General features: G+C 65.3%; 25 protein-coding genes. 8 read left to right on the forward strand and 17 right to left on the reverse strand.

Translation table 11 applies throughout. The features are described 5' to 3' along the window. Window positions 1-80: 80 nt before the first annotated feature. Window positions 81-2267, reverse strand: coding sequence for a DUF3141 domain-containing protein (locus tag PLO63_12615; protein ID HOI74978.1), 2187 nt, complete (start codon window positions 2265-2267; stop codon window positions 81-83). Between the two features lie 548 nt (window positions 2268-2815). Here PLO63_12615 and PLO63_12620 point away from each other — a divergent pair. The 3 genes from PLO63_12620 (at window position 2816) to PLO63_12630 (ending at window position 3846) form a co-directional block, all read left to right on the forward strand. Continuing rightward, a complete protein-coding gene (locus PLO63_12620; GenBank protein ID HOI74979.1) occupies window positions 2816-3073 on the forward strand; it encodes a hypothetical protein in 258 nt (85 codons plus the stop codon). Window positions 3074-3115: 42 nt separating this feature from the next. Further along, entirely contained in the window at window positions 3116-3298 is a 183-nt protein-coding gene (locus tag PLO63_12625) for a hypothetical protein (protein ID HOI74980.1), read from the forward strand. A gap of 266 nt (window positions 3299-3564) precedes the next feature. After that, window positions 3565-3846: a hypothetical protein gene (locus PLO63_12630; protein ID HOI74981.1), complete on the forward strand. Its 282-nt coding sequence runs from the start codon at window positions 3565-3567 to the stop codon at window positions 3844-3846. Window positions 3847-3975: 129 nt separating this feature from the next. On the opposite strand, the gene PLO63_12635 is transcribed toward PLO63_12630, so the two are convergent. The 3 genes from PLO63_12635 to PLO63_12645 all read right to left on the reverse strand — a co-directional run bounded on the left by PLO63_12635 (window position 3976) and on the right by PLO63_12645 (window position 7373). Further along, the gene (locus PLO63_12635; protein HOI74982.1) at window positions 3976-4716 is read right to left on the reverse strand and encodes a J domain-containing protein; all 741 of its coding nucleotides are present in this window, start codon (window positions 4714-4716) and stop codon (window positions 3976-3978) included. Between the two features lie 74 nt (window positions 4717-4790). Continuing rightward, window positions 4791-6056: an Nramp family divalent metal transporter gene (locus PLO63_12640; GenBank protein ID HOI74983.1), complete on the reverse strand. Its 1266-nt coding sequence runs from the start codon at window positions 6054-6056 to the stop codon at window positions 4791-4793. Between the two features lie 135 nt (window positions 6057-6191). Next, window positions 6192-7373, reverse strand: coding sequence for a cysteine desulfurase family protein (locus tag PLO63_12645; GenBank protein ID HOI74984.1), 1182 nt, complete (start codon window positions 7371-7373; stop codon window positions 6192-6194). A 158-nt stretch (window positions 7374-7531) separates the two neighbouring features. On the opposite strand from PLO63_12645, the gene PLO63_12650 reads away from it, so the two are divergent. Next, on the forward strand, window positions 7532-8050 hold the full coding sequence (locus PLO63_12650) for a GNAT family N-acetyltransferase (GenBank protein HOI74985.1): 519 nt from the start codon (window positions 7532-7534) through the stop codon (window positions 8048-8050). Between the two features lie 16 nt (window positions 8051-8066). Here PLO63_12650 and PLO63_12655 read toward each other — a convergent pair whose 3' ends face one another. After that, window positions 8067-8768 carry an NAD-dependent deacylase gene (locus PLO63_12655; protein ID HOI74986.1) on the reverse strand — a complete coding sequence of 234 codons (702 nt, stop codon included), beginning with the start codon at window positions 8766-8768 and terminating at the stop codon, window positions 8067-8069. Window positions 8769-8790: 22 nt separating this feature from the next. Continuing rightward, window positions 8791-9810 carry a heterodisulfide reductase-related iron-sulfur binding cluster gene (locus PLO63_12660; GenBank protein ID HOI74987.1) on the reverse strand — a complete coding sequence of 340 codons (1020 nt, stop codon included), beginning with the start codon at window positions 9808-9810 and terminating at the stop codon, window positions 8791-8793. A 440-nt stretch (window positions 9811-10250) separates the two neighbouring features. Between PLO63_12660 and PLO63_12665 the strand changes: the two genes are divergently transcribed. Together PLO63_12665 and PLO63_12670 are read left to right on the forward strand one after the other, a co-directional pair. Further along, complete coding sequence (locus tag PLO63_12665; GenBank protein HOI74988.1) at window positions 10251-12056, forward strand: long-chain fatty acid--CoA ligase; 1806 nt, start codon at window positions 10251-10253, stop codon at window positions 12054-12056. A gap of 37 nt (window positions 12057-12093) precedes the next feature. Then, on the forward strand, window positions 12094-12909 hold the full coding sequence (locus PLO63_12670; protein ID HOI74989.1) for an SDR family oxidoreductase: 816 nt from the start codon (window positions 12094-12096) through the stop codon (window positions 12907-12909). An 18-nt stretch (window positions 12910-12927) separates the two neighbouring features. Here the strand turns inward: PLO63_12670 and PLO63_12675 are convergent, their stop codons facing one another. From PLO63_12675 to PLO63_12695, 5 genes are all read right to left on the reverse strand, one after another. Next, window positions 12928-14145: an MltA domain-containing protein gene (locus tag PLO63_12675; GenBank protein ID HOI74990.1), complete on the reverse strand. Its 1218-nt coding sequence runs from the start codon at window positions 14143-14145 to the stop codon at window positions 12928-12930. Continuing rightward, window positions 14135-14593 (reverse strand): N-acetyltransferase, encoded by a 459-nt coding sequence (locus PLO63_12680; protein HOI74991.1) that lies wholly within the window; start codon window positions 14591-14593, stop codon window positions 14135-14137. Before PLO63_12680 ends, PLO63_12675 begins: the two co-directional genes overlap by 11 nt. 37 nt (window positions 14594-14630) lie before the next feature. Next, the gene (locus PLO63_12685) at window positions 14631-14762 is read right to left on the reverse strand and encodes a hypothetical protein (GenBank protein ID HOI74992.1); all 132 of its coding nucleotides are present in this window, start codon (window positions 14760-14762) and stop codon (window positions 14631-14633) included. 103 nt (window positions 14763-14865) lie between these two features. Further along, complete coding sequence (gene recN / locus PLO63_12690; protein HOI74993.1) at window positions 14866-16554, reverse strand: DNA repair protein RecN; 1689 nt, start codon at window positions 16552-16554, stop codon at window positions 14866-14868. Window positions 16555-16577: 23 nt separating this feature from the next. Beyond that, complete coding sequence (locus PLO63_12695) at window positions 16578-17465, reverse strand: NAD(+)/NADH kinase (GenBank protein HOI74994.1); 888 nt, start codon at window positions 17463-17465, stop codon at window positions 16578-16580. Between the two features lie 205 nt (window positions 17466-17670). Here PLO63_12695 and rdgC point away from each other — a divergent pair, with 205 nt between their 5' ends. Then, window positions 17671-18744: a recombination-associated protein RdgC gene (gene rdgC / locus PLO63_12700; protein ID HOI74995.1), complete on the forward strand. Its 1074-nt coding sequence runs from the start codon at window positions 17671-17673 to the stop codon at window positions 18742-18744. A 49-nt stretch (window positions 18745-18793) separates the two neighbouring features. Here rdgC and PLO63_12705 read toward each other — a convergent pair whose 3' ends face one another. From PLO63_12705 to bioB, 6 genes are read right to left on the reverse strand one after another with little or no spacing between them, the layout of a single operon-like run. Beyond that, entirely contained in the window at window positions 18794-19303 is a 510-nt protein-coding gene (locus tag PLO63_12705) for a hypothetical protein (protein ID HOI74996.1), read from the reverse strand. 59 nt (window positions 19304-19362) lie between these two features. Beyond that, entirely contained in the window at window positions 19363-20157 is a 795-nt protein-coding gene (locus tag PLO63_12710; protein HOI74997.1) for an energy-coupling factor transporter transmembrane component T, read from the reverse strand. Continuing rightward, complete coding sequence (locus PLO63_12715) at window positions 20157-20999, reverse strand: ATP-binding cassette domain-containing protein (protein ID HOI74998.1); 843 nt, start codon at window positions 20997-20999, stop codon at window positions 20157-20159. The genes PLO63_12710 and PLO63_12715 overlap by 1 nt, the downstream gene beginning before the upstream one ends. After that, the gene (locus tag PLO63_12720; GenBank protein ID HOI74999.1) at window positions 20996-21553 is read right to left on the reverse strand and encodes a biotin transporter BioY; all 558 of its coding nucleotides are present in this window, start codon (window positions 21551-21553) and stop codon (window positions 20996-20998) included. The genes PLO63_12715 and PLO63_12720 overlap by 4 nt, the downstream gene beginning before the upstream one ends. A 7-nt stretch (window positions 21554-21560) precedes the next feature. Further along, window positions 21561-22580 carry a biotin--[acetyl-CoA-carboxylase] ligase gene (locus PLO63_12725; GenBank protein ID HOI75000.1) on the reverse strand — a complete coding sequence of 340 codons (1020 nt, stop codon included), beginning with the start codon at window positions 22578-22580 and terminating at the stop codon, window positions 21561-21563. Then, on the reverse strand, window positions 22577-23659 hold the full coding sequence (gene bioB / locus PLO63_12730) for a biotin synthase BioB (protein ID HOI75001.1): 1083 nt from the start codon (window positions 23657-23659) through the stop codon (window positions 22577-22579). Before bioB ends, PLO63_12725 begins: the two co-directional genes overlap by 4 nt. Before the next feature lie 240 nt (window positions 23660-23899). On the opposite strand from bioB, the gene PLO63_12735 reads away from it, so the two are divergent. After that, entirely contained in the window at window positions 23900-24250 is a 351-nt protein-coding gene (locus tag PLO63_12735) for a zf-TFIIB domain-containing protein (GenBank protein ID HOI75002.1), read from the forward strand. Window positions 24251-24352 lie beyond the last annotated feature (102 nt).

Raw genomic sequence — 24352 nt, forward strand, 5'->3', positions numbered from 1 at the left:
CGGCGGGAACCCGGCCGCTGCTGCATTCGGGAGTCCCACCCCGGACGATCCCGGGGGATGCGATGCCGGCTGTTTCGGCGTCATGCCTCTTTTTCGGAAATGCCCAGTCCCTTCCGGATTTTTTCCAGGACCACCTTCTCCGTTTCTGAAAAATGACCGTCCGCGTCGGCGATCTGCCGGCCCAGCGCCAGGGCTTCCCGTCGATCCTCCTGCTTCCGGATCAGTTTTCCCAAGGCCTTGAGGGCCCTCTTTTCATCGGCTTGAATCACCATGGCCTGCTGCTTCACGATGTCCTTGAATACGGCCGGCCGGATTTCGCTGAAGATCGGATGGGACAGGGCAACCCTCTCAGCGGCGGCGTACTCGGACCGATCGAAGATCCGGTCGGCCATCGTGACGGCCATCATCACCCGGATCAGCCCCTCGGCCTGGCCCCCGCTCTCGAAGGCCTTCTCGATCTCCTCGGGCACGCAGGACGCCGGAAGGTCCCCTCCGGAATCACAGATCTCTTTCCGCCCCTCAACAAACGCCCGGTGGAGGATCTCCCGACCGAAGATCGAGCGGAAGAGCGTCTCCTGGTGACGGTCCCGGGTGTCCCGGTAGAGGTTGAGGGTATCCACGATGACCTTGTTCATCTGTTTTTCGAGGTCCACCAGCGGGTTTTCGGCGGAAACGGGGCGCCGCGTCTTTCGGGCCATGTCGGCAAGGGCCTTCACGGGCCGGACGGCCGGGTTCAGGTCCGAAAAGACGTACCTCTGAAGCCGCAGCGGATGCATCTGCTTGAAGATTTCCGCGGACAGGTCGTTGACGGTCATCTGGAGCCACGGCCGGACCCACATCCGGTACAGGGTGTCATTCCACTCGGAAACGGCCTTGACGACCTGAAAGTCTTCCTCCTCCTGGGCGCCTTCCGTTCCCAGGGCGTAAATATCCTCGAACGTCCGCTCCTCGAACCGGGGCTTGAAGTCCGTATTGCCCATGGGGCCGCTGGCCTCGTCGATGACCATCTCGTACAGCCCCGGGGCGAGGTATTCGATCATGTCGAAGTTCCCGATGATCTCCTTATGCTCCTTCTGGGCGACGGCACCGGAGACGAAGATGCCCAGGTGGCCAATGTCGGAATGGACGATGTAGACGATCACCTGGCCGTGCCGCCGGATGTCGTCCGCCGATTCATACACCCGCGTGATCCAGCCCAGTGCCTGCTGGGGCGGGGTGATGTTGTCCCCCCGGGAGGCAAAGACCAGGATGGGACTGCGAATGTGTTTCAGGCTCAGCTTCTGCCCCTCCCGGAGTTCCAGGTCGCCTCGCTCCAGTTTGTTTCCCACAAAGAGGTTGTTGACGATGAAGTGGATCTCCTCGCTGTTCATCATGAAGAAGCCGCCCCACCAGCGCTCGAACTTGAGGTACCGCTCCTCCTCCGTGTCGATCTGGGAGTAGAGGTTGTACTGCTTGCTCCAGTATGTGTTCGCCGGATTGAGGGACTCGAAGTTGGACACAAGGTTGGCCCCGTCAAACTTGCCGTTCCCCAGGTCGCTGAGGAAGGTATTCATCCAGACCCCGCCGCCGAGACCTCCCCGGTAGCGCATGGGATTGGCCCCCTCGACGCCGGCCCAGTAGGACAGGGGCGCGCCGTTGAGAACGAGAGGCCCCACCAGGTCCGGCCGGTCGGCGCACAGGAGCGCCGCCGCCCATCCCGCCTGGCAGTTGCCCATGATGGCCGGCTTGTCGAGGTTCGGATGGCGCGCCAGCACCTCCTCGACGAATTTGACCTCCGCGTCCTCCACATCGACCAGCGTCTGTCCGGGCATCGGCTCCGTGAAGAACAGGATGAAGTACACCGGGTGGCCGTTGGTGAGGGCCATGCCGATCTCCGAATCCCTCTTGGATCCGCCGATTCCAGGCCCATGACCGGCCCGGGGGTCGATGATGATGATGGGCCGCTTGGGGAGGGTTTTGACATACGTTCCGGACCGCCGCTCATCCCTTCGCTTTCGCTGCAGTTCCTCCGCCCGCCGGTCGACGATGCGCACCAGGGCATAATTCACCGGCCTCTTGAAGTAGCGGCCGTCCAGGATCATCTCGTACCGGAAGGTGAGAACCGGCGGCTGCCCCTCCTTGAGGTGGTCGACATAGGCGTTGCCGCGCTTTCGCATCGCGTCCAGGAAAAGGACCGACCGCTGCCATGCATCCGTCCAATATTCCCAGGCATCCTTGAATGCACCGGTCTGGCCTGTGAAGGCCTCGGGATGGTATGACTTTTCCATATATGTACCTTTCAGCACCTTTCTTTACGATTTGGGTAAACCCGCCGTTGAACTCCGTTTTCTCCTCTTCCTATATCCTATACAACAACGAATCGGACTACCCGGTAAAGAAAAAAAAGAAGAAACCACCTGCCCGCGAGAAAAAAGATGGATCGGCATTCCGTTCAAGGCATTCATTGACTATCTATCGTACGTTTGCTACATTACCTTTAAAGATGAATGCTGTTAAGGTGTTTCCCGTCTTTTCCCTTTTATCGGCAACCGTTTTTCGTCCCTCCTGACACCCTGCAAACGCAAGATTCTCCTCTTTCGGTTTGGAACCCGCCCGGGGAAGTCCTCCCGATTCCACCGGCCGGGGTCAACGCGGGAGTCCTTCCATGAACCGATGGTACCGGAAACTGCCCTCGCCGGACCCCGGGGGAGAGGATCCATCCCCGGGGGAAACCGGGGGAGTGCGCCTTCCCGGGCATACCCCGCAACGCGTGAACAGCAGGGAGGCATCCGCCTTTCCATCCGAATCCATTCCATGAAACCAAGGGGGTGAGACCATGCTTTTCATGATGATCTGTACCTGGGATCCCCAGGATGAACGGGAAGTCCGGACAAGGAGGGCCACCTGGGAATGGCCTCCGGATGTCAAGGTCATCTACGAGTTTTATGATCTCCAGGGCCTGCGGACGATCTATGTGGTCGACACGGACGCCAAGGGGCTCATCGCCGCCCGGGCGGCATGGATCGATCTGCTCCAGTTCGAGACGTTCCCCGTTTATCCCATCGGGGAGACAAAAGGGAGGCTGTCCGGGTAAGGCGGTCGCAGACCCCGTCGCTCCGGAAAGGAGGAATGCGCCATGACGAATGTGGAATTGACGCCGGAAGAGGCGAAACTTCTTCTTGAAGTTCTGGAACGCTACTACCCGTCCCTCCGGATCGAGGTTGTAAACACCGACGACCGGGAGTTCCGACGGGCACTGAAAGCGAGAGAGGCCTTCATGAAGGACATGATCACCCGGCTGAAAGCCGCGGGGGCCTGAAGCGGGCGGGGATGGGGAGCAGAACGCCAGAACTCCACCCCGCAAATCGAGACACGAGGGAAGCGGCCTCGGCTGCTTCCCTCACTTTTCTCCGGCCGCACATCCTTCCCCCCGACCGGACGGAATCCGGTCCCATCCACGAAATATTTGATCCGCCCGCCCGATTCCAGTATGAGGGTTCCATTGCCTTCTCCGGGATCGACGGAACCGCTCCCGGCATTGATCCGGATCTCTTATCGAACATTCACGATTGCAGGAGAATCGCCATGACATACTTCGACCGTTTATTTTCCCGCCACTTGCCATGGTTCGTCGCCGGTCCGCCGCTGTTCGTCATGGCCGCTTTCCTGTTCAAGATCGTCGTCGGGTATGATGGCGTCTGCCGCGGACAGGAAGGCGCCCGGGCCTGCGGTTTCGGCGAGTACCTGGCCTTTCAGTGGTCCCCTTTCGAACCGGTCAACATGGCTGCCTACGGCTTTGCCGGGTTGATCCTTGCGGCCTGGCTGGCCGTGTGGATTCCCGTCCTGATGATCCGGCGCCGCTCCTGACGGACCTGCAATCCTCCGCCGCACTCCCGGGAGATCGCAATCTTCATCGAAGCAGACCCGGGCCGCCTTCCGCACCCGGCTGCTGGAAATCGATCAACATCATGAATGAAAAGGGGGATGATTTGCGCCTCAGAGCACCCGTGTGCGCTGGAGCCGGGAAGGCTGGAGCCACTTGTTCCGGTAGCCGTCGTAGAACCACTTGTCCGGGAATCCCCGTTTCTTCAGGAAGGTCGGGTTCTCCGTCCAGGTAAGCAACTCCTCGTAGGCCGCATGGATCCGGCGGAAGGTCTCGGCGTCCCCGCCCATGTCGGGATGGTGGGTCTTGGCCTGCCTGCGATAGGCGCTCTTGATCACGTCCAGGACGTCGGCGGATTCGAGGCTGGAGCGGTCCAGCCTCAGGTGGATCAGGGAGATGCCGCGGACGGCGGGGATCCGGATCTCCTCCGGCCGGAACGTCCCCGTCCAGTCGTTGCGGATGGCCTGTTCGAGAACCATCCGTGATGCCATGTAGCGCTTGTTTGTCCGTCGCTTCTCGGCCCACCAGACATCTCCCAGCAGGTTCGCCATGCGGCTGAAGGCGTCGGCGGGATTCTGCCCCGGCGTCCGGGGGTGGAAAAAGCTGAAGACTTCGTTGGAGCCGAAGGGCAGAAGGTCCATGATGATGAGGTGGTCGGAAAAATAAAACGTCGCGTAGCGGGTGTTCAGGGCCTGGATGAGGCCGGTCCTCATGTCCAGCTTCAGGCGCAGGCGCAGCCGGCAGTCGGCGGAGCAGTACCGCTTCCGCCCCATGTTTTCCGTCGTTCCGCAGGACAGGCAGCGGTTGATTTTCTTTTCGCTCGGCTTCTTTTTGACCGGCACCAGGGCATTCATGGTTTGATTCTCCGGGCGCCCCTATAGCATAACCTTTCCACAGGGGAAAGTCCCGTCGGAACGGATTTTTTCCATCAGGAAAACAGGGACATCAGAAGGCGCACATTCAGATACGTCACAAGGAGCCCGACAGCCGTCAACCCCAGCGTCGTCTTCCAGGAGTTCGCATGGGTCCCCATGACCTTCCGGGAGGCGGTCAGGCGGATCAGGAGGAAAATCGTGAAGGGAAGCTGGACACTGAGCACCGCCTGCGAGACGATCAGCCCCCGGAAGGCATCGCCGATGAAGAAGATGAGCACGAGCGCCGCCAGGAGGGTGATTCCGACCCCCAGGCGGGAGTGGTTGTCGCCGATGTCGTAGGGCTCCCCGGAGATCCCCGCCACGATGGATCCGCCGGCCATGCCGGCGGTGATGGTCGAGGCTACGCCGGCGAAGAGGAGGGCCAGGGCGAAAACGACCGCTGCTCCGGAGCCGAGCAGGGGCTCCAGCATCGATCTGGCCTGCTGCAGCTCCTCCACGGGGGTCCGCTGGCCGAAGAACGTGGCCGCCGCCAGGAGGATCATGGCGCTGTTGATGGCCCATCCCACGATCATTGAAAAGAGGGTGTCGTAGTACTCGTAGTCGAGCTGGCGGCGGATGACGGCCTCGTCCTCCAGGTTCCACTGGCGGCTCTGGATCACCTCGGAGTGCAGGAAGAGATTGTGGGGCATGACGACGGCCCCGAGGACGCTCATGACGATAAGCATGGACCCGTCGGGGATCTCCGGCCGGATCCAGCCCACGGCGGCCTTTCCCCATTCGATCGGGACGAGGGTCAGCTCATACACGAAGGAAATCCCGATGAGGGAGACGAATCCGATGATGATCCGCTCCAGGCGCCGGTAGGTGTTCGTGAAGAGGAGCACGGCCACGACCAGGCAGGTCAGAACCGCGCCGGCCCGCATCGGGAGGCCGAAAAGCATGTTCAGGGCAATGGCCCCGCCGAGAATCTCCGCCAGAGCCGTGGATACCGCCGCCGCAACCGCCGTGGCCAGGATGCCCCGGGACCAGGCCGGCTTCAGGTGGAGGGTCGCCGCCTCCGAGAGGCACAGGCCCGTGGCGATCCCCAGGTGAGCGGCATTGTGCTGGAGGAGGATGAGCATCCCCGTGGAGAGGGTCACCATCCACAGGAGGGTGTAGCCGTACGTCGCCCCGGCGGCGATATTGGATGCCCAGTTGCCCGGATCGATGAACCCCACCGTGACCAGGAGGCCCGGTCCGATGTACTTCAGGATCTCCAGCCCGCCCTGGCGCGGCCGGTGAAGGTCCCGGCGGAAAAGGGTCTGGAGGCGTTTCCACATGGCGGCTTCCTCGGCGTCTATGCTCCCAGTTTTTCCCTTTCCGCCCGCTGCGGCCCGGCGCTCTCTGCATGCAGGGACGGCCATGGTCCGGACGGGAAGCCCCTCGCACGCCGCCGCCCCGATGGCTGCCCGGTTCTACCGGCAGCCCCGGCCGCCGAGGCTCGCCTCCAGCTCGGCGATCCGGCGGAGCTTGTCGACGCTTTCGACAACGGCCGCCGCAGCGCGGTCGATCTCTTCGGCGGTGTTGCCCTTCCCCAGGCTGAACCGGACCGTCCCGGTCGCCCACTCCCTCGGAATGCCGAGGGCTTCGATGACATGGGAGATCTTCACGGTTCCGGCGCCGCAGGCAGCCCCCGCGGAGACGGCGATTCCCCGGCCGTCCAGCTCCCGGACGAGTTCATCCCCCTTGATCCCCCGGAAGGAGACGTTGAGGATGTGCGGAAGCCGATGCACCGGGTGGGTGTTGACGCGGACGTCCTCCACGGAGTTCAGGACCGCCTGTTCCAGCCGGTCCCGCAGGGTGCCCAGGCTCTCCAGGTGGACGGCCATGTCGCGGAGGGCGATTTCGCAGGCCTTTCCGAGCCCCACGATCCCCGGGACGTTCTCCGTCCCCGCCCGGCGCTCCCCCTCCTGGTGGCCGCCGAACTGGACGGCATGGAGGGGCGTTCCGTCACGGACGTAGAGGGCACCGACTCCCTTGGGCGCGTGGATCTTGTGGCCGGCAACGGAGAGAAGGTCCACGGCCAGATCCTCCACGTCGAAGGGGATCTTCCCGACCGTCTGGACGGCGTCGGTGTGCATGAGAATGCCCCGCTCCCGGGCCATGGCGCCGATTGTGGCGATGGGCGCCAGCGTACCGGTCTCGTTGTTGCCGTGCATGACGGAGACGAGGAAGGTCCGGTCCGTGATGGCCTTTCCCACTTCGTCCGGGTCGACGAGGCCCTGCCCGTCCGCGGGAACGTATGTCACACGGAAACCCCGGCTCTCGAGAAAGCGGCAGGCGTTCAGGACGGCGGGGTGCTCGACGGCGGAGGTGACGATCTCATTTTTTCCGTCCGTCCTCGCCCATGCCGCTCCCATGATGGCGAGGTTGTCCGCCTCCGTACCCCCTCCGGTAAACACGATCTCGCCGGGTTCGGAGCCCAGCAGCCGGGCCACCCTTCCCCGGGCGTCCTCCACGGCCTCCCGCGCCTCCCGTCCGAACCGGTGGATGCTTGACGGGTTTCCGAAATGGTTGGCAAAGAATCGCATCATCGCCGCCAGCACTTCCGCATCGACGGGGGTGGTGGCGCTGTGGTCCAGGTAGACAGGTTCCATGACGTCTCCTTCCATGGAAATGAGGGCCAGGATTATAGACGGATCGAAGTCCTTTTATCCACCAAAAAGCTCCGTCTTGACGGGCGGGCCGGCCTGTGGCACGTTCCGACGGCATCGGACGGCATGGACCGTCCTTCGGAGGACAGGAGGTCGGGGGCATGGAAGACGCACCGTCGTTTCAGATTGCTCGCCTGACGGTCGGGGACGTCCCGGGCCTGCGGGGGATCGTCGAGGCCTGGATCCGGAGGGACGGCCGCACCATCGACGAGGAAATCGAGCGGACCATGGCGGTCCTGCAGGCGGCGGCCGCCGGGAACGGAGATTTGTACCTGGTGGCCCGGGCTCCCGACAGCAGGCCGGCGGGGGTCATGGGATGCGGAACGCCCGACGACCGTTTTCTCCCCTTCCGGTCGTCTCCGGAGGCCCGGGCGGTGGGCCTGAAGACGGCCTTCCTGTCGCCGGACGCCCGCGGCAGGGGCCTCGGGAAAGAGCTCCTTCAGGCCCTCTTCCGGGCCGCGGGGCAGGCCGGGTGGACGGAGATGCTCTGGTCGAGCAATCCCCGCTACCGGACCACGGCCTGGAGTTTCTACTCCGCCCTGGCGGGCGACCCTGTGGGGATTCTGGAGGACTTCTTCGAGGAGGGCTCCCGGACGCCGGTCTGGAGGAAGCCCCTGTAGCGCGCCTCTTTCCCTCTCAGGACCCGAACAGGTCCGGCAGCACGTCTCCCGCCTTTCCCCGGATCGACTCGTGGTACAGGGACGACATCTCGTTCGCTTCCGGGTTGATCTCGATGCACCGGGCCCCGGCGTCCCGGGCGGCCTTGGGAAAGCCCGCGGCGGGCCAGACGACACCGGAGGTGCCGATGCTGACGAACAGATCGCAGGCCCGGATCGCCTGGGCGGCCCGGGACATGACGAAGGAATCGAGCATGTCGCCGAACCAGGTGATGTCCGGCCGAAGCCAGCCGCCGCACTCCTCGCAGCGATATCGCTGGTAAGCTTCCCCCACGTCTTCCCGGACGCCGTGCCCGGAACAGCGCAGGCGCCAGAGGCTCCCGTGCAGCTCCAGGACGCTGCGGCTCCCCGCCCGCTGGTGCATCCCGTCGATGTTCTGCGTCACCACCGTCACGCGGGGATGCTCCCCCTCCAGGCGCGCGATGGCCTCGTGGCCGGCATGGGGAGGACAGGCCAGGACCGATTTCCGGCGCAGCTCATGGAAGCGCAGCACCTTCTCCGGGTCGGCGTCGAAGGCCTCCTGGCAGGCGTATTCCTCCCACCGGTAGGAGCTCCAGACGCCCCCGGCGCCGCGATAGGTGGGGACGCCGCTCTCCGCGGACATCCCCGCCCCCGTGAAGAAGAGGATCCGTGGATAATCTTCCGGACGAATCTTCGGCATGAAAAACCTCCCCCGGTCTGCGTCAGCCCGCCTTCTGGAATTCCTTCCGCAGGTCCTCCCCCAGGGCCAGGTGGCAGAGGTCGCTCACCATGTACATGTCGAGCCCTCCCTCCCGGCAGGTCTTCTTCAGCGCATCGAGGCACATGGGGCACAGGAAAGCCATGGCCGAGGCCCCGTGGGCCTTGGCATCCTCGATGTTCAGGGTCTGGTAGGCGGGGTACTTCTCCCCCCTCTGCATGAATCCCTTCATCGACTGCCCGCAGCACAGCGCCTCTTCCCGGTCGTACTTCCGGTCGACCCGCTCGACGCCGATGAGCTCGAAGATATCGTCCAGGAAGGCCTCCTTGCCGGGCGTGCCCCGGGAGGCGCAGGGCCGCTGGTAGGCGACCTTCATCCCCAGCGGCCGGATCTCGGACCGGCGCTCCTTCAGGGTACGGGCAAGGTATTCGAAGAGGTGGGTTGCCTTGAACGGAAGGCTCAGGCCCAGCTGGGGAACCCAGTCGGCCATCAGGGCATAGCAGTCGTCGTGGGCGAAGATCACCTCGTCCACCCCCAGGGAGGCATAGCGGTCGAGAAGCGGCTTGATGCCCTCAACCAGCACGGTCTCGTTGCCCAGGTGGGGGAACAGGACGTTGCAGAACCAGAAGCGGCCCTTGAGGACATCCAGGCCGCGGAAGAGGGAGCCCTTGAAGGCCCAGGGAGCGACGGGCTCGATGGTGCACACCGACAGCACGGGCGACTTTACCTTCGGCGGCTCGAAGCCCGCCGGCGCGGTGAACTTGTCCCGAATCGCCTGGAACAGGTTCGGGTCCACGTAATCCCCCAGGGCCTCCATCCGCTGGAGGATCAGGTCGAAGGGGCGGGCATCCCGGGGACAGAATTCGTTGCAGGCAAAGCAGGTCACGCATTTCCGGAGCCAGTCCACGGGCTCCCCCTTCACCAGCTTCTCGAACTGGCGGGCACCCTCTTTGCCGTCGAAGTCGATGTAGGCGCAACGCCCGAGGCACTCTCCACAGAAGTCGCATTTTGCAGGATCGAACATCTTGTCTCCCTTCTTTTTTGCACTCCGCCTTCCCGCGGGAAAACGGAGCGGAAACGGCTCCCCGGGACCAGCGTCCCGGAAGGCTTCTTCGGACCTGCCGCGAGGCCGGCCCCCATGCTGCCCCCTGAACTACCCCATTCCAGCCGGAAACGTCAATTCCTATCCCCGCCGCGGCGAGGCGACGTCCTTGCCCGGACGGTTCAAAAAGCGCTTTTTCATTGAGTTTCGCGGCGTCTTCAAGATATTTTCACGCGGTTGAAGATGTTGATTGACAAATCAATCAGCGTCTGGCAATTTCTTGCCTCAAGTTTACATTCACCATCGCCGTACCTTTTTCCATGGTCCCGCCGGATCCGTACCTTCCGAAACGGATGCATGCCCGGGACTTCCCTGAACCCATTGCCGTCCCAGGCGGCAGACAATAAGGAGGGAGGAGCGCCATGAAGGCCAATCTGGCCCAGATCTTCAGAAACCAGGCAAAACGATACGGAGACCGCCTTGCCATGGAGAAGCGCAGGAACGGCCGGTGGGAGGGGTGGAGCTGGCAGGAGTATTACGAGAACGCCCGGGCCGTGGGTCTCGGCCTCTACTCCCTGGGGATCCGCAAGGGGGACCGCGTGGCTATCCTGAGCGAGAACCGCCTCGAGTGGGTTGCCTCCGACATGGGCAGCCTCGGCATCGGGGCCTGCATGGTCCCCCTCTACACGACCGTTCCGGGTCCCGAGATCGCCTACATCATCGGCAATTCCGAGTCCCGGATCTTCATCGCAGAAAACGGGACCGTCGTGGCCAAAACCCTCCCGGAGGTTCCGAATCTGCCCTCCCTGGAGAAGATCGTCGTCATCGACCCGGAGGGGTGCGACCTGTCCAACCCCCTGCTCATGACCTTCCGCGATCTCCAGGAGCAGGGCCGCGACCTGGCCCGCCGCGAGCCGGATCTCTTCGACCGGCTCAACGACGCCATCGAGGTCGAGGACCTGGCGACCATCGTCTACACGTCCGGAACGACGGGGCATCCCAAGGGGGCCATGATCAGCCACAGCAACATCCTGGCGGTCTTCGACGCCCTGGACACCTGCGTCCCGGCCTACGACACGGACGAAACGGTCCCGTTCCTTCCCCTGTCCCACGTCTTCGAGAGGATCGCCGGCCACTTTTACGGCATGAAGGTGGGGATCACGACCCACTATGCCCAGAGCTTCGACACGATCATCGACGACATCGCCGCCAAGCGCCCCACCATCGTCCTGGCGGTGCCCCGGGTCTGCGAGAAGATCTACGCCCGGATCCTGGCCCAGGTCAACGAACAGCCCCCCTGGAAGCAGAAGGTGTTCCAGTGGGCGACGAAGGTCGGCGGGCAGGTCAGTGTCCTGAAAGAGCGCGAAAAGCCCATTCCCAAGGCCCTGGACCTCCAGTATCGCCTCGCCTACCGGCTCGTCTACCGGAACCTGAACGAGCGGCTGGGCGGCCGGGTCCGCTGGATGACCGCCGCCGGCGCGCCCCTGTCCCGGGAGATCGCCGATTTCTTCAACTCCGCCGGCATCTTCGTCATCGAGGGATACGGCATGACGGAGAGCACTGCGCCCATCAGCCTGAACGTTATCGGCAGCTACCGCCACGGCACAACGGGCCGCCCCCTTCCCTGCAACCAGGTCAAGATCGCCGCGGACGGCGAGATCCTGGCGAAGGGCGGAAACATCATCCGGGGATACTGGCGGATGCCGAAACAGACCAGCGAGGCCTTCACGGAAGACGGCTGGCTCATGACCGGGGACATCGGCCGGCTCGACGAGGACGGGTTCCTCGTCATCACGGACCGGAAAAAGGACCTGATCATTACCGCCGGCGGAAAGAACATCGCCCCGCAGAACATCGAGGGGCTCTTCATGAAGGACCCCCTCTTCGAGCACGTCGTGACCATCGGCGACCGCCGGAAATACCTGACGGCCCTGATCACGCTCAACCTGGCCGAGGCGGCCCGCCTGGCGAAAGAAGAGGGGGTGGCCTTCACCCATCCGGAGGACCTGTACGAAAAGGCGGAATTCGGCCCGATCGTGGACCGCCACGTCCAGGAGGTGAACAAGCACCTGGCAAGGGTCGAGACGATCAAGTATTACCGCATCCTCCGCACCTCCTTCTCGGAACAGACGGGCGAGTTGACGCCCTCGCTCAAGATCAAGCGGAAGGTGATCCAGGAGAAGTACCGGGACGTGATCGAAGCAATGTATCCCGCCGAGGCCGAGTGATTCGGGCCTCGATCCGGGGGAGCACAGGGAGGCTGCCATGAAGAACCTGAAGGGAAAGACCGCCGTCGTGACGGGCGCCGGCATGGGCATGGGCCGGGACCTTTCGGAGAAGCTCCTCCGGGAGGGCTGCTCCGTGGCCCTGGTGGATGTCAAACCCGAAAGCCTGCAGGCCGCGGAGGAGGAGCTCCGCCGGATCGGACCCTGCCGGGGCTACGTCTGCGACATCTCCGACCGGGCCGCGGTCTACGAACTGGCCGAAAAGATCGGGGCGGACATGGAGCCCCCGGCCATCCTGGTGAACAACGCCGGGATCGTCACGGCCGCGCCGCTCATGAGCCTGGACGATACCGCCATCGAGCGGATGATCCGGGTCAACCTGACGGCGCTGTTCTGGACCTGCAAGGCCTTCCTGCCGGCCATGCTCCGCCGGGGCGAGGGGCATATCGTCAATTTCGCCTCGGCCGGGGGCATCCTGGCGATCCCGAACCTCTCGGCCTACTGCGCCAGCAAGTTCGGCGTCATCGGCTTCACCGACAGCCTGCGGCAGGAGATGCGGAAGCTGCGGGCCAACGTGGGCGTCACGGTGGTCTGCCCGAACACGGTCAACACGGGTATGTTCGAGGGTTCGAAGATGGTGGCGGGAACGCAGATGCTGAAGCCCGGAGACGTGACGTCCCGGGTGGTGGAGGCGATCCGGCGGAACCGGGCCATGGTGGCTGTCCCTTCCGTACCGGTGAAGTTCGTGACGCCGCTGATGAAGGTGCTTCTGCCGATCAAGGCCATGGACTGGCTGAACGCGGCGCTGGGGATGGCCGACGCCAACGACACCTGGACAGGGCGTTCCCGGCGCTGAGGACCGGGCAGTCCTTGTTCAGCGCGGCCGGGGAAAGAGGAAATACAGCTCGCCCTTCTCCTTGAGGCTCCCCGCCTTCCGCTCCGCCTCGTACCCGGCCCCGCAGAAAAGGTCCAGCCTCCCGGGACCCTTGATGGCCGCCCCGGCGTCCTGGGCGAGGACGAACCGGGAAAAGGGCGTCCATCGCGTTTTCCCCGTCTCGTCCGCCACGGGCTTGCGGGCGCGGATGAACGCCGCCGCCCCGGAAGGAAAGCACCCCGGGTCCACGGCAATGGACCGGCCCGCCGTGACGGGCACCCCCAGGGACCCCACCGGCTCTCCCTCCAGGATCCGAAAGAAAATGTACCGCTCGTTCCAGTTGAGAACTCCCTGCCGCTCCTCCGGGTGGCTGTTCAGATACTCCCGGATGCTCCAGTAGGAAAGGCTTCCCGTGGGCATGATGCCCTGCTCGGCCATGTACGGGGCGATGCTCCGGAAGGGCCGTCCGTTGGACCCGGCGTATCCCACCGTCACGATGGCGCCGTCGGGAAGACGGATCCGGCCGGAGCCCTGGATGTGGAGGAAGAAGAGCTCCGTGGGGTCGTCGACCCAGGCGATCTCGAGCCCCCGCCCCTTCAGCACGCCGTCGCCGTCGATCTCCTTCCGGCTCCAGAGCGGGAACGCCTTCCGGCTGCCGTTTTTCCCGGCGGCGGATGCGGCCGCCCTGGACTCCGGCGGCACCCCGTAAACGGGATACCGGAAACGCTCCGTCGGCTCAAGGGACCCCTCCATCATAGGAACATAGTAGCCCGTGAAAAGGACGGCCCCGCGGCCGTCCGAGCCGGCCGCCCGGTACAGGTCGAATCGTTCGGCGATCCGGCCACGCTTCTCCTCCGGAGATCCACTCCCTTCCAGAATCGAGAGCAGCTCCCGCAGGGCTTCCCCCATATCCGCGGGGGAGCGGCTTTCCGCGCCGATGCGGACGGGGCCGATGCCGGTGCGGCCGTAATAGGCCTGGCTTCTCTCGATGGCAAGCTTCAGGGAAGGAAGATCCAGGTCGTCTTCGAGGATGGGGATGAAGTCCCAGGATACCGGCTCCAGCGCCGGGGAGGCGCAGGCCTGGGCGGGCGGGGGTGGAACGAACGCCGGGGGGGAAAGCGCCTGCGCTTCCCTGCGGACGCTGCAGGCGGTAAGGGCAATGCAGAGAAGCAGGATCAAAAGGACGGGCCGGGCGCCCCGGCGGCGATCAGAGTTCAATGATCATCGCCACTTCGTCGCAGTAGTCCGGGTATTTCGGACAGCGGAAGCAGTCCGACCAGATCTTCTCGGAGAGGCTCATCCGATCGACTTCCCGGAAACCGAGGGTTCGGAAGAATCCCGGCCTGTAGGTCAGGGTGAAGATGCGGAAAAGCTCGAGGGTGATGGCCTCGGAGATGCACGCCTCCACCAGCATCCGCCCGATGCCGCGCTTGCGGAGCGGCTCTTCCACGTAGAGGGAACGGATCTCCGCCAGGTTCTCCCAGATGATGTTCATGGCGCAGATGCCCGCCAGGGTCTCCCCGTCGTCATCGACATAGACGAAGAAATCCCGGATGTTCCCGTAGATGTCCATGAGCGACCGGGGGAGCATTTCTCCCTGGCCGGACGAGGTGTTGATCATGCGGTGAATCGTCCGGACGTCGCTGATGCGGGCCTTTCTCAACATGTCCGCCCTCCCGGCCCGGCGGTGCGAACGGGGGCCGCTATTTCGTCTTTTTCAGGGTTCCGTCCTGGTTCTTGAGCGCCTCCTTGCGGCGGAGCCTCAGGTTCTCTTTTCGCCGTTTCCGCTGCCGGTCCAGCTCTTTCTTGCGCTCGCTCTTCTTGTGTCTTCCCATGGATTCCCCTCTCGAAAGGACCGCCCCGGCCTGCCGGAGCGGAAAATTTTGTGTGCCCTTCTACCACGCGGGACCGCCGTTGTAAACCTCCGACCGCGGCCCCTCATCCGGCCTTTCCGGCCGCACGGCCCAGCATTTCGCGGGCATGGGCCCGGGTCTTCTCGGTGATCCGGACGCCGCCCAGCATCCGAGCCACCTCCTCGAGGCGTTCCTCCTCGGAAAGGACCTCCACCCGGGAGGCCGTCCGCTCCTCCGCCAGGGCCTTGGAGACCCGGAAATGGCGCTGGGCGAAGCAGGCGATCTGGGGAAGGTGGGTGATGCAGACAACCTGGTGGACCCCGGAGACATCGCGGATCCGCTCCCCCACCACCTCCGCCGTCGCCCCGCCGATGCCGCTGTCCACCTCGTCGAAGACGATCGTCCCCACGGACCCGCCGCGGACCAGGACCTTCTTCATCGCCAGGATGATGCGGGACAACTCCCCGCCCGACGCGATCCGGTGGAGCGGCTTCGGCTCCTCCCCGACATTCGTGGACAGGAGGAACTCCACGTCGTCCCAGCCCCGCCGGCCGACGGTCCGCTCCTCTGGATTTTCCGGTCCCCGGAACAGGATCTCGAACCGTGCGGGTTCCATCCGCAGGGCGCGGATCTCCTCTTCCAAGCACTCCCGGAGGCCGGGGGCCGCCCGGAGGCGACGCTCCGAGAGCACCCGGGCCCGCTCATCCAGGGCCCCGCGCAGGCGCTCCTCCTCGCGGGCCTTCTGCTCCGCGTCCTCCTCGATCCGGGAGATGCCTTCCAGCTCCCGCTCCATCTCCTCCACGCGGGCCAGGACTGCCGTCTCGTCCCCGTCGTACTTGCGCTTGAGCCTGCGGAGCAGCTCCAGGCGCTCCTCCAGGGCCTCGAGGCGCCCCGGATCGACGGACAGGCCGTCGCGGTAGGACCGGAGGGTTGCCGCCGCATCCTCAAGCCCGTAGTACAGCTCCTCCAGGTCCGCCCCGGAGAGGCCGAAGGTCCCGTCGATCCGGCGGATCTCCCGGATGTCCGCCATGATCCCGCGGAGGGAATCGAGAACGGCTCCGTCCCGCCCGTGCAGGGTCTCGTGGGCCCGCCCCGCCAGCTCCTGCAGCTTCCGGACGTTTCCGAGGACCTGCCGCTCGTTCCGGAGGACGTCCTCCTCCCCCGGCAGCGGCGCCGCCTCCCGGATCTCCCGGATCGAAAAGCGGAGCCACTCCTCCCGCTCCCGCCGCCGCCGGCGGATCCCCTCGATCTCCCGGAGCCGCGCCAGGACGGCCTGGTGCTCGTCGTACAGGAACCCGAAGGCCTCCCGCTCCTGCGCCAGGCCGGCGTAGGCGTCCAGCAGATCCAGGTGACGCTCCGGGTTCAGGAGCACCTGGTGCTCGTGCTGGCTGCAGATGTCCACCAGGCACTCGCCCAGGGCCGCCAGCATGGACAGGTTCACCGGGTGGCCGTTGATGTGGATGCGGTTCTTCCCCCCGCGGGAGACGCTCCGCCGGATCACCAGCTCGTCCGTCGTTTCCATCCCCATCCCGGCCATCCGCGTTGCCAGATCCCCGTTGCCGGTGACATGGAAGACCGCCTCCACGACGGCCTCCTCCGCGGAGGTCCGGATCATCTCGGAGGAGGCCCGGTCCCCCAGGAGAAGGCTTAGAGCCCCCACGATGATGGATTTCCCGGCCCCGGTCTCGCCGGACAGGACGTTCAGGCCCGGGTGAAAGGAGATCTTCAGCGTATCGATGATGGCGAAGTTCTGGATGCAGAGCTCGGCAAGCATGATCCCGTTTCGGGCTCTCCCGGCTATGGAAGGGGTTTTTCGCGCCCCGGCCCCACCCCCCACCCCAGCTTTGTCCGGAGGATCTCCAGGTAATCCCGGTGGGGGGAGGCGACAAGGGTCGTCACGAAGGGCGACTTCTGGACCGTGATGGAATCCCCGGCCCTCAGGGTGAACGTGGTCTGGCCGTCCAGGCTGACGGTGGCCCCGGCCTCCTTCGACCACAGGGTGACCTTCATCACCGCCGAGTCGGGAAGGACGATGGGACGGTTGGACAGGGTGTGCGGGCAGATCGGGTTGAGGATGATCGAGTCCTGCTCGGGGAAGACGATGGGCCCTCCCGCCGAGAGGGAATAGGCCGTGGAGCCCGTCGGCGTGGCGATGATGAGGCCGTCGGCCTTGAAGGTCGTGAGAAACCGGTCGTCCACCGCCGTCTCCAGCTCGATGATGCGGGACAGGTCGGCCCGGTTGATGACCACGTCGTTGAGGATGTGGCTTTCCCGGACGGGATCCCGCCCCTGGCGGCGGATGAGGGCGTCGAGCATCATCCGCTTCTCCGTGGAGAAATCGCCCCGGAGGATCCTATCCAGGGCCTCGGTCATCTCGTTGAGGTTCACCTCCGTCAAGTAGCCCAGCCCGCCCGTGTTGATACCGACGATGGGGATGTCGAACTCCGCCACCGAGCGGGCCGTCCGCAGCATGGTCCCGTCACCGCCGAACACCACGAGGAGGTCCGCCCGGGCGGCCAGTTCCTTGCGCGAAAAGCCGCTCACGCCGCTGATCTTTTCGGCGATGCCCTCGTCCAGGAGCACATCGAGACCCCGCTCCCGGAGCCAGTCCCGAAGCCCGGAGACATACTCGGGGGAGCGTTCCTTGTCGGTGTTGGCGATGATGCCGATTTTACGGATGGACATGGGGGTCTGAACTCCGATCCTATCGGAAAGATTGGATGAATGGCTATCACAAAAGCGTGCGGTTGTCCACGGGCAATTCACCGGCCGCCCGCGCCTTGACAGGCCCCGGCGGGTGCGCTACAGAGGCGGCCGGCCGGTCCGTCCGGCCGACGGGACGACCTGGCCTTCCCGCATGCGTCCCGATCAATCCGCACCGGAGGTCTCCATGCCCATCCAGAAAGGTCCCCTCACCTTTTCCCTGTTCCGGCCGGCCCGCGAGGCCCCGGCGCCCCCGGACCCGGAGGTCCTGACGGACCGGCTGCGGTCCTTCTCCTTCCGGGAGGCCCTCTCCCGCTCGGAGGAAAAGACGATCGGCTGGACCGGCCTGGAGGACATCCTGGACCGGGATTTCAGCCGGTACCCGCCCATGCGGGGGCACCTGGCCCTCTTCTGCCTGCGGATCGACCGGAAACAGGTCTCCCCGGCCCTGCTCCGCTTCCGGACCCTCGAAGCCCAGCGGCGATTCAGGGAAGAAAAGCTGCAGGAGCGCCTCAGCCGTCATCAGCAGGGCCTGCTCAAGGAGACGGTCCGGGAGGAACTCCTGGCCGGCGCCCCGGCGGTTCCCGCCCTCTACGAGGCCTGCTGGTTTCTCCCGGAGAAGCGTGTCCTCTTCTGTACCCACACCGACAAGATCTGCGACGACTTCACCCTGCTCTTCCGGGACACCTTCTCCACGGTCCTCGAGCCCTACAGCCCCTGGGACGAGGCCGCGGCCGCCCTCGGCCCCGAGGGGCCGGCCCCCTTCACCCTGGGCCGGGAATTCCTGACGTGGCTGTGGTTCAAGAGCGAGGAGCGGGCCGGATCGATCACGCTCGACCGGAAGGAGGAGGTGGAGCTGGCGTTCATCCGGCGCGTCGTCCTTGAAGGCGGCCAGGGAGACTACGCGGAAACGGTGGTCTGCCACGGCCTGAACGCGGAGCTGAAGGAGGGGCGGGAGGCCCTCCGGCGGGGGAAGAAGATCCGCGAGGCCCGTCTGTCCCTCAAGCAGGACGCGGATGCCTGGGAGTTCACCTTCAAGGCCGACCGGTTCCGCTTTCAGTCCATGAAGCTGCCCGCGGACGCGGATGAGGACGCGAATGAGAAAGACGAGGCGGGGCGGCTCCTGGAGCGGATCCACCTGGCGGAGCGGGCCGTGTCCGTCATGGAGCGGCTGTTCGCCCTGTTCTTCGCCATCCGGAAAACCCCTGCCTGGACGGCCGAGGAGATTCCCCGGATGACCCGCTGGTTGAAGCCGGAATAGGAATCGTACACGGCCCGTTCGGCACCGCCCGTCCGGCCCGGGCATCCCGCTACGGGATGCGCCTCAGGTATCGATGCATGTACACCCGCTTTTCCGGCGTCATGTAGGCCAGGATCAGGTCCCCCTTTTTCAGGAGCGGCGCATCGGGGACCAGCGCTTTCTTCAGGTCCGCCGTGATGACGGAGATGACGATCCAGTCCTGGTCCCGGGGGGAGCGGACGACATTCATGACACCCGGTTTGGCAAACCGGTAACGCGTCGACAGGGGCGCCTTCTCCCAGACGGACAGGATGACGGCGTCGAAAGGCCTGGCCGAGGCCAGGTTCCGGACCCGGCCGTCGGCGGTGAACTGAAACCGCTGGTGCCGGGCGAAGAACAGGGAATCCGCTGCCGGCACCTTTCCGTGTCTCTGGTAGACCATCTCCCACGTTCCCGGCATGTCCGGGCCCAGGGCCGGCCGTGATTTCTGCGACAGTTCGCCCTCCGCCAGAACCGTTGCGCCGCAGAGGGCAAAAAGGATTGCCGCGGCGATCCCCATGCAAAGCCTCAGCGTTTTCATGTTGTACCCTCCCTTCTCTCCCGTGTGATCCCGTTGTGTTACCCGCCGTCGGCGGGGATTCAGAGCATTCCCGCCGCCAGGACCACGCCCGTGAACGCCGTCACGAACGCCAGGGCGGCGTAATCCGCCCGGGCCAGGCGCAGCTCTCGGAGACCCGTCCGGGGCCCCCGGGCGTACCCCCGGGCCTCCATGGCCTCGGCGAGATCGTCGGCCCTCCGTACGGTTCCCAAGAGAAGAGGCACCACCAGGGACGATGCGGCCTTCAGCCTGTGGATGGCGCCGTCCCGCCGCCAGTCTGCCCCCCGGGCGAGGCGGGCCGTCTTCAGCTTCTCCAGCTCCTCCTGGAAAGTCGGTAGGAAGCGCAGGGCCAGGGAGACCATGACCGCCAGGTCCTGGGCGGGAACGCGGAGGACCCTCAGCGGACCCAGGAGCTTCTCCAGGGCGGCGACCAGGTCGGTCGGCCCGGTGGTCATGGTCAGGAGAACACCCAGGGAGACCAGGGCGAAGAACTGCCAGACGACGAATCCGCCCTGAGACAACCCTTCCCGGGTGACCCGCAGCGGTCCCGCGGAAAGGGACGCCATGGCCTGGCCGTCCGTGGAGAAGAGGTGGATGAGGAACAGAAGCGCGGCAAATACCGACAGGGGCTTCAGGGCCTCCCAGAGCCTGCGTGGCCGCAGGCGGGAAAGCGCCGTCAGGGCCGCGAGCAGGAGGCTGATCAGGATCGCCGCCTCCGCGGAAGCCTGGAACGTGAGAACGCCGAGGACAACGACGGAGAGGATCTTGACCCGCGGGTCGAGCCGGTGGAGGGGCGAGTCTCCGGCCACGAAGAGGCCGAACCGGAACGACTTCATCACGGGCGTCCTCCCGGAAGGCGGTTCAGACAGGCGTCGATCTCCCGGCAGGCGTCCCGGACGGACAGGATGTTCGGGTTCACGCCCCATCCGAGACTGCTCAGTTCGGCCATCAGGGCCGCCACGGGAGGGATCTCCAACCCCGGGAAGCGCCCCGAGGCCAGGGCGGCACAGGCTGTCTCCGGCCGGTCGTCCAGGGCGATCGCTCCGCCCTCCATGACCACGAGCCGATCCGCGTCCACGACGTTGCCGATGCTATGGGTGACGTGCAGGATGCCCATCCCCTGGCGGTGCAGCCCGGCGATCAGGTCGAGGACACGCCGCCGCGATACGGGGTCGAGATAGGCCGTCGGCTCGTCGAGGGCGATGAACCGGGGCTTCATGGCCAGGACCCCGGCGATGGAGACGAGCCGCTTCTCCCCCCCGGACAGGGTGTGGGGGGCACGCGATTCGTACCCTTCGAGGCCCACCCGGGTCAGGGCCTCCCGCACGCACTCCCGGATCTCCCGGGGCGGCAGGGCCATGTTGCCCGGTCCGAAGGCCACGTCCTCCTCCACGGTCATGCCCACGATCTGGTGGTCCGGATTCTGGAACACCATGCCCACGGCCCGGCGGATCTGCCGCTGCGTGGAAGGATCCTGCGTGTCGAGGCCGTCCACGGTCACCGTCCCCGCGGTCGGGACGAGGAGGGCATTGAGGTGTTTCAGGAGCGTGCTCTTGCCGCAGCCGTTGTGCCCGGCCAGGGCGACGTATTCCCCCTCCCGGAGGCGGAGATCGACCCCCCGGAGGACGTCCGGCCCCTCCTCGCCGTAGCGGAATGACACACCATCGAGAACGATCATCGCCTTCCCGGACCCTTCACAAGCTTCAGGCGGTCCCGGACCTTGATGCAGATCAGGGCCGCCACGACCATCTTCACGGCGTCTCCCGGCAGGGGCGGCAGGACACCGACAATCAGGGCCTTGCGCAGACTGAGCTTCGCCACGTACATCAACTGGGCGACACCGCACGCATAGATCACCACCAGGCTCGTGAACATGCAGACCAGCAGGACGAAGAACCCCGGCTTGCCCCGGGGATCCGCCAGGCGGCCCAGGACGTACGCTCCGATCACGAACCCGATCAGGTATCCTCCCGTCGGACCGAGGAGGACCCCCGCCCCGGCCTTGCCCCCGGCGAAGACGGGCAGGCCGATGACGCCGAGGAGGATGTAGACCACCTGGCTCATGGCCCCCAGGTACCCCCCCAGGAGCGATCCCGCCAAAAAGACGAACAGGGTCTGCATCGTCACCGGGACAGGCGGAACGGGGACCATGATGTAGGCCCCCAGGGCCGTCAGGGCTCCGAACATGGCGGCATAGGCCATGCCGCGAAGTGACGTTTCCTGTTTTTTCATGAAATCGTTATCCTTTCTCCGTCTCGGGCGGGAGGCTCACATCGCCGGAAAAGATCCGGTGGTCCCGGCCGCCGTCGTCCCGGAGCAGTAGAAAACCGTCCTGATCCACATCGGTCACGATGCCCGCCAGGTCCCGGCCGGGGACCTGGACGACGACCCGCTGCCCGATCATCCGGCTCATGGTCTTCCAGCGCTCCAGGACGGGGACGAACCCCTCGGCCGCGAATCGGTCGTACCAGGATTCCAGGGACTCGAGGCAGCAGCGTAGCAGCCCGACGCGCGGGAACGCTCTCCCGGTCTCGACGAGAACGCTCGTCGCCAGGGGGCGGATCTCCGGAGGGAACGACCCGGATGGGACGTTGACGTTGATCCCCACGCCGATCACCAGGTAGTCCACGGCCCCCATGTCCGTGGCCAGCTCCATGAGGATGCCGGCAATTTTCCGGCCCCCCGCCAGGATGTCGTTGGGCCACTTGATGGTCACCGGGAGACCCGTCTCGGAGCGGATCGCCTCGGCCACGGCCACCGCCGCCAGGATGGCCATGCGGGGCGCCTCGCCGGGCGGAATGGCGGGCCGCAGGACCAGGGAGACGTAAATCCCCAGGAAGGGGGGCGAAAACCAGGTCCGCTGCCTCCTCCCCCGCCCGTGTCTCTGCCCCTCGGCCACCACGAGCGTCCCCTCCGGGGCTCCCCCGGCGGCCAGTTCCCGGGCCCTGGAGTTCGTGGAATCGGTCTCCCGGTAATGTCGGGCCTCCGTCCGTCCCAAGACCCGCGTCCGCAGCCCGTCCCGCACCTCCTCGATCCGGAGCAGGTCGGGAACGACGACAAGGCGGTACCCCTTGCGGGTGGACGACTCGATCCCGTAGCCGTCCGCCTTCAGGGCGCCGACCTGTTTCCAGACGGCGGACCGGGTCATGGCCATCCGCTCGCTCAGGAACTGTCCGGAAACCCAGGCCCCCCGGCCCTCCTTGAGGTGGTGGAGCAAGAGTTCCCGGCCCCGGGCGGACCCTGTATCGGCAGGCGTCATGCGATCCGCTCCTTTTTCCTCTGCGGGGACCGCCGGGGAACATCGGTTTCACAGCACCCGGGCATCCCGCCGGCCGTCGCCATTCCGCAGCGGCAGAGATCCTGCTCCCGGACCGGCAGAAGGCCGAGGTCCGCGATCATCTCATGATCCAGGGAGCTCTCCCTGCCGGATGTCGTCAGGTAGTTTCCCGTCATCAGCGCATTGCAGCCCGCCACCAGGGCCATGGGGAGAAGCTGGCGGAGGTTCCTCTCCTTCCCCCCGCAGAGCCTCAGGTCCCGTTCCGGCAGGAGGAATCGGAACACGGCGATGGAGACCAGGATCTCCAGGGGCGGCAGCGGCCGAGTGCCGCCGAGGGGTGTTCCCTTGATTGGGTGGAGGATGTTGATCGGGACGGAATCCACGTCCAGTTCCCGCAGGGTGAGGGCCAGCTCGATCCGGTGGGTGATTCCCTCCCCCAGCCCGATCAGCCCGCCCGCGCACACGGACAGGCCGGCGCGCTTCGCCTCCCGGATCGTTTCCACGTCCTCTTCGTAGTCGTGGGTCGTGCAGATCTGCGGGAAAAAACTGCGGGACGTCTCCAGGTTGTGGTGGTAGCGGAAGAGCCCTGCCTCCCTGAGAGCGTTTGCCTGCACGGCATCGAGGAGGCCGAGTGACGCGCAGGGCATCAGGCCCAGATCGCGGATCCCGCCGACGGCCTTCCGGATCTCTGCCCACTCCCGGGCGGATTGGATCCGCTTGCCGCTCGTGACGACGCCGAACATCTCGGCTCCGGCCCGGCGGGCCTGCTCGGCCGCGGCGATGATCTCCGGCGCCTTCTTCAGCGGATAGGACTCCGCCTCGGTTGGATAATGGGAAGACTGGGCGCAGAAGGCGCAGTTTTCAGGACAGCGGCCCGATTTTGCGTTCACGATGCCGCAGAGGCCGATGGTGTCGCCCTTGATGTGCCGGCGGATCTCGGAGGCCGCCGCCATGAGGCGGAAAGGCCGCCCCATGCCCTCCTCGAACAGGGCCAGTCCCTCTTCGGTCCCCAGGTCCCCTTTTCCGATCGCCCGCTTCTGCAGCCTGTCGATGACGTCCATGCGAGGTTCCTTCCGATTGCGAATGTGCCCGCTACATAGGAGAATCCGCTCCTATTGTCAACCCATTCGTTCCGTCCGGTTGATAATCGCCCCGGCAGTCCGATCCGTCCGGACAGGAACACACCCTCGGCGGGCATCCTCCGGCCATCCGATCCCGTTGAAAAGCAGTCAAAAAGATGATAAGGCACGGGTGCCCTTCGGGGCTCATCGATACGAACCGAAATCCATCAGGAGGACGATATGGCGGACGACAAGGAAAAGGTAAAGGTACTGCTTCCCCCGGAAGGGGACTCGGAAGACATGTTCTTCAAGGAAAACGACAGGAAGCTGATCATGGCCCTGCGGGAGAAGGCGGCGAAGGAGGCCGACGCCAAGTACCGGGAGGACCACAAGGGCCACTGCTTCCGCTGCGGGACGAAGAGCCTGGCGGAGATCAAGCGCGGAGGCGTGACCATCGACGTCTGCATCAACGAGGGCTGCGGCGCCGTACACCTGGACCCGGGCGAGCTGGAGGCCTGCGAGGCGGAGCTGAAGAAGCAGGACGGCGGCTTCTCCAAGATCACCGGCGCCCTGTCCTCGCTGTTCAAATAACGGACATAGACGGCACCGTTTCACAAAACAGATGGAAAAAGGCCGGTGGAGAGAGGATCCGTTCCCCTCTCCCGCCGGCCTTTCGTTTTTTCCCTGTTGCCC

It is taken from the genome of Syntrophales bacterium, assembly GCA_035363115.1.
Taxonomy (GTDB): Bacteria; Desulfobacterota; Syntrophia; order Syntrophales; family PHBD01; genus PHBD01.

Excerpts from the sequence above, each read along its gene's own strand:
- PLO63_12615 (HOI74978.1), bottom strand. The coding sequence starts at position 2,267 with ATGGAAAAGTCATACCATCCCGAGGCCTTCACAGGCCAGACCGGTGCA.
- PLO63_12620 (HOI74979.1), top strand. The coding sequence starts at position 2,816 with ATGCTTTTCATGATGATCTGTACCTGGGATCCCCAGGATGAACGGGAA.
- PLO63_12625 (HOI74980.1), top strand. The coding sequence starts at position 3,116 with ATGACGAATGTGGAATTGACGCCGGAAGAGGCGAAACTTCTTCTTGAA.
- PLO63_12630 (HOI74981.1), top strand. The coding sequence starts at position 3,565 with ATGACATACTTCGACCGTTTATTTTCCCGCCACTTGCCATGGTTCGTC.
- PLO63_12635 (HOI74982.1), bottom strand. The coding sequence starts at position 4,716 with ATGAATGCCCTGGTGCCGGTCAAAAAGAAGCCGAGCGAAAAGAAAATC.
- PLO63_12640 (HOI74983.1), bottom strand. The coding sequence starts at position 6,056 with ATGTGGAAACGCCTCCAGACCCTTTTCCGCCGGGACCTTCACCGGCCG.
- PLO63_12645 (HOI74984.1), bottom strand. The coding sequence starts at position 7,373 with ATGGAACCTGTCTACCTGGACCACAGCGCCACCACCCCCGTCGATGCG.
- PLO63_12650 (HOI74985.1), top strand. The coding sequence starts at position 7,532 with ATGGAAGACGCACCGTCGTTTCAGATTGCTCGCCTGACGGTCGGGGAC.
- PLO63_12655 (HOI74986.1), bottom strand. The coding sequence starts at position 8,768 with ATGCCGAAGATTCGTCCGGAAGATTATCCACGGATCCTCTTCTTCACG.
- PLO63_12660 (HOI74987.1), bottom strand. The coding sequence starts at position 9,810 with ATGTTCGATCCTGCAAAATGCGACTTCTGTGGAGAGTGCCTCGGGCGT.
- PLO63_12665 (HOI74988.1), top strand. The coding sequence starts at position 10,251 with ATGAAGGCCAATCTGGCCCAGATCTTCAGAAACCAGGCAAAACGATAC.
- PLO63_12670 (HOI74989.1), top strand. The coding sequence starts at position 12,094 with ATGAAGAACCTGAAGGGAAAGACCGCCGTCGTGACGGGCGCCGGCATG.
- PLO63_12680 (HOI74991.1), bottom strand. The coding sequence starts at position 14,593 with ATGTTGAGAAAGGCCCGCATCAGCGACGTCCGGACGATTCACCGCATG.
- PLO63_12685 (HOI74992.1), bottom strand. The coding sequence starts at position 14,762 with ATGGGAAGACACAAGAAGAGCGAGCGCAAGAAAGAGCTGGACCGGCAG.
- recN (HOI74993.1), bottom strand. The coding sequence starts at position 16,554 with ATGCTTGCCGAGCTCTGCATCCAGAACTTCGCCATCATCGATACGCTG.
- PLO63_12695 (HOI74994.1), bottom strand. The coding sequence starts at position 17,465 with ATGTCCATCCGTAAAATCGGCATCATCGCCAACACCGACAAGGAACGC.
- rdgC (HOI74995.1), top strand. The coding sequence starts at position 17,671 with ATGCCCATCCAGAAAGGTCCCCTCACCTTTTCCCTGTTCCGGCCGGCC.
- PLO63_12705 (HOI74996.1), bottom strand. The coding sequence starts at position 19,303 with ATGAAAACGCTGAGGCTTTGCATGGGGATCGCCGCGGCAATCCTTTTT.
- PLO63_12710 (HOI74997.1), bottom strand. The coding sequence starts at position 20,157 with ATGAAGTCGTTCCGGTTCGGCCTCTTCGTGGCCGGAGACTCGCCCCTC.
- PLO63_12715 (HOI74998.1), bottom strand. The coding sequence starts at position 20,999 with ATGATCGTTCTCGATGGTGTGTCATTCCGCTACGGCGAGGAGGGGCCG.
- PLO63_12720 (HOI74999.1), bottom strand. The coding sequence starts at position 21,553 with ATGAAAAAACAGGAAACGTCACTTCGCGGCATGGCCTATGCCGCCATG.
- PLO63_12725 (HOI75000.1), bottom strand. The coding sequence starts at position 22,580 with ATGACGCCTGCCGATACAGGGTCCGCCCGGGGCCGGGAACTCTTGCTC.
- bioB (HOI75001.1), bottom strand. The coding sequence starts at position 23,659 with ATGGACGTCATCGACAGGCTGCAGAAGCGGGCGATCGGAAAAGGGGAC.
- PLO63_12735 (HOI75002.1), top strand. The coding sequence starts at position 23,900 with ATGGCGGACGACAAGGAAAAGGTAAAGGTACTGCTTCCCCCGGAAGGG.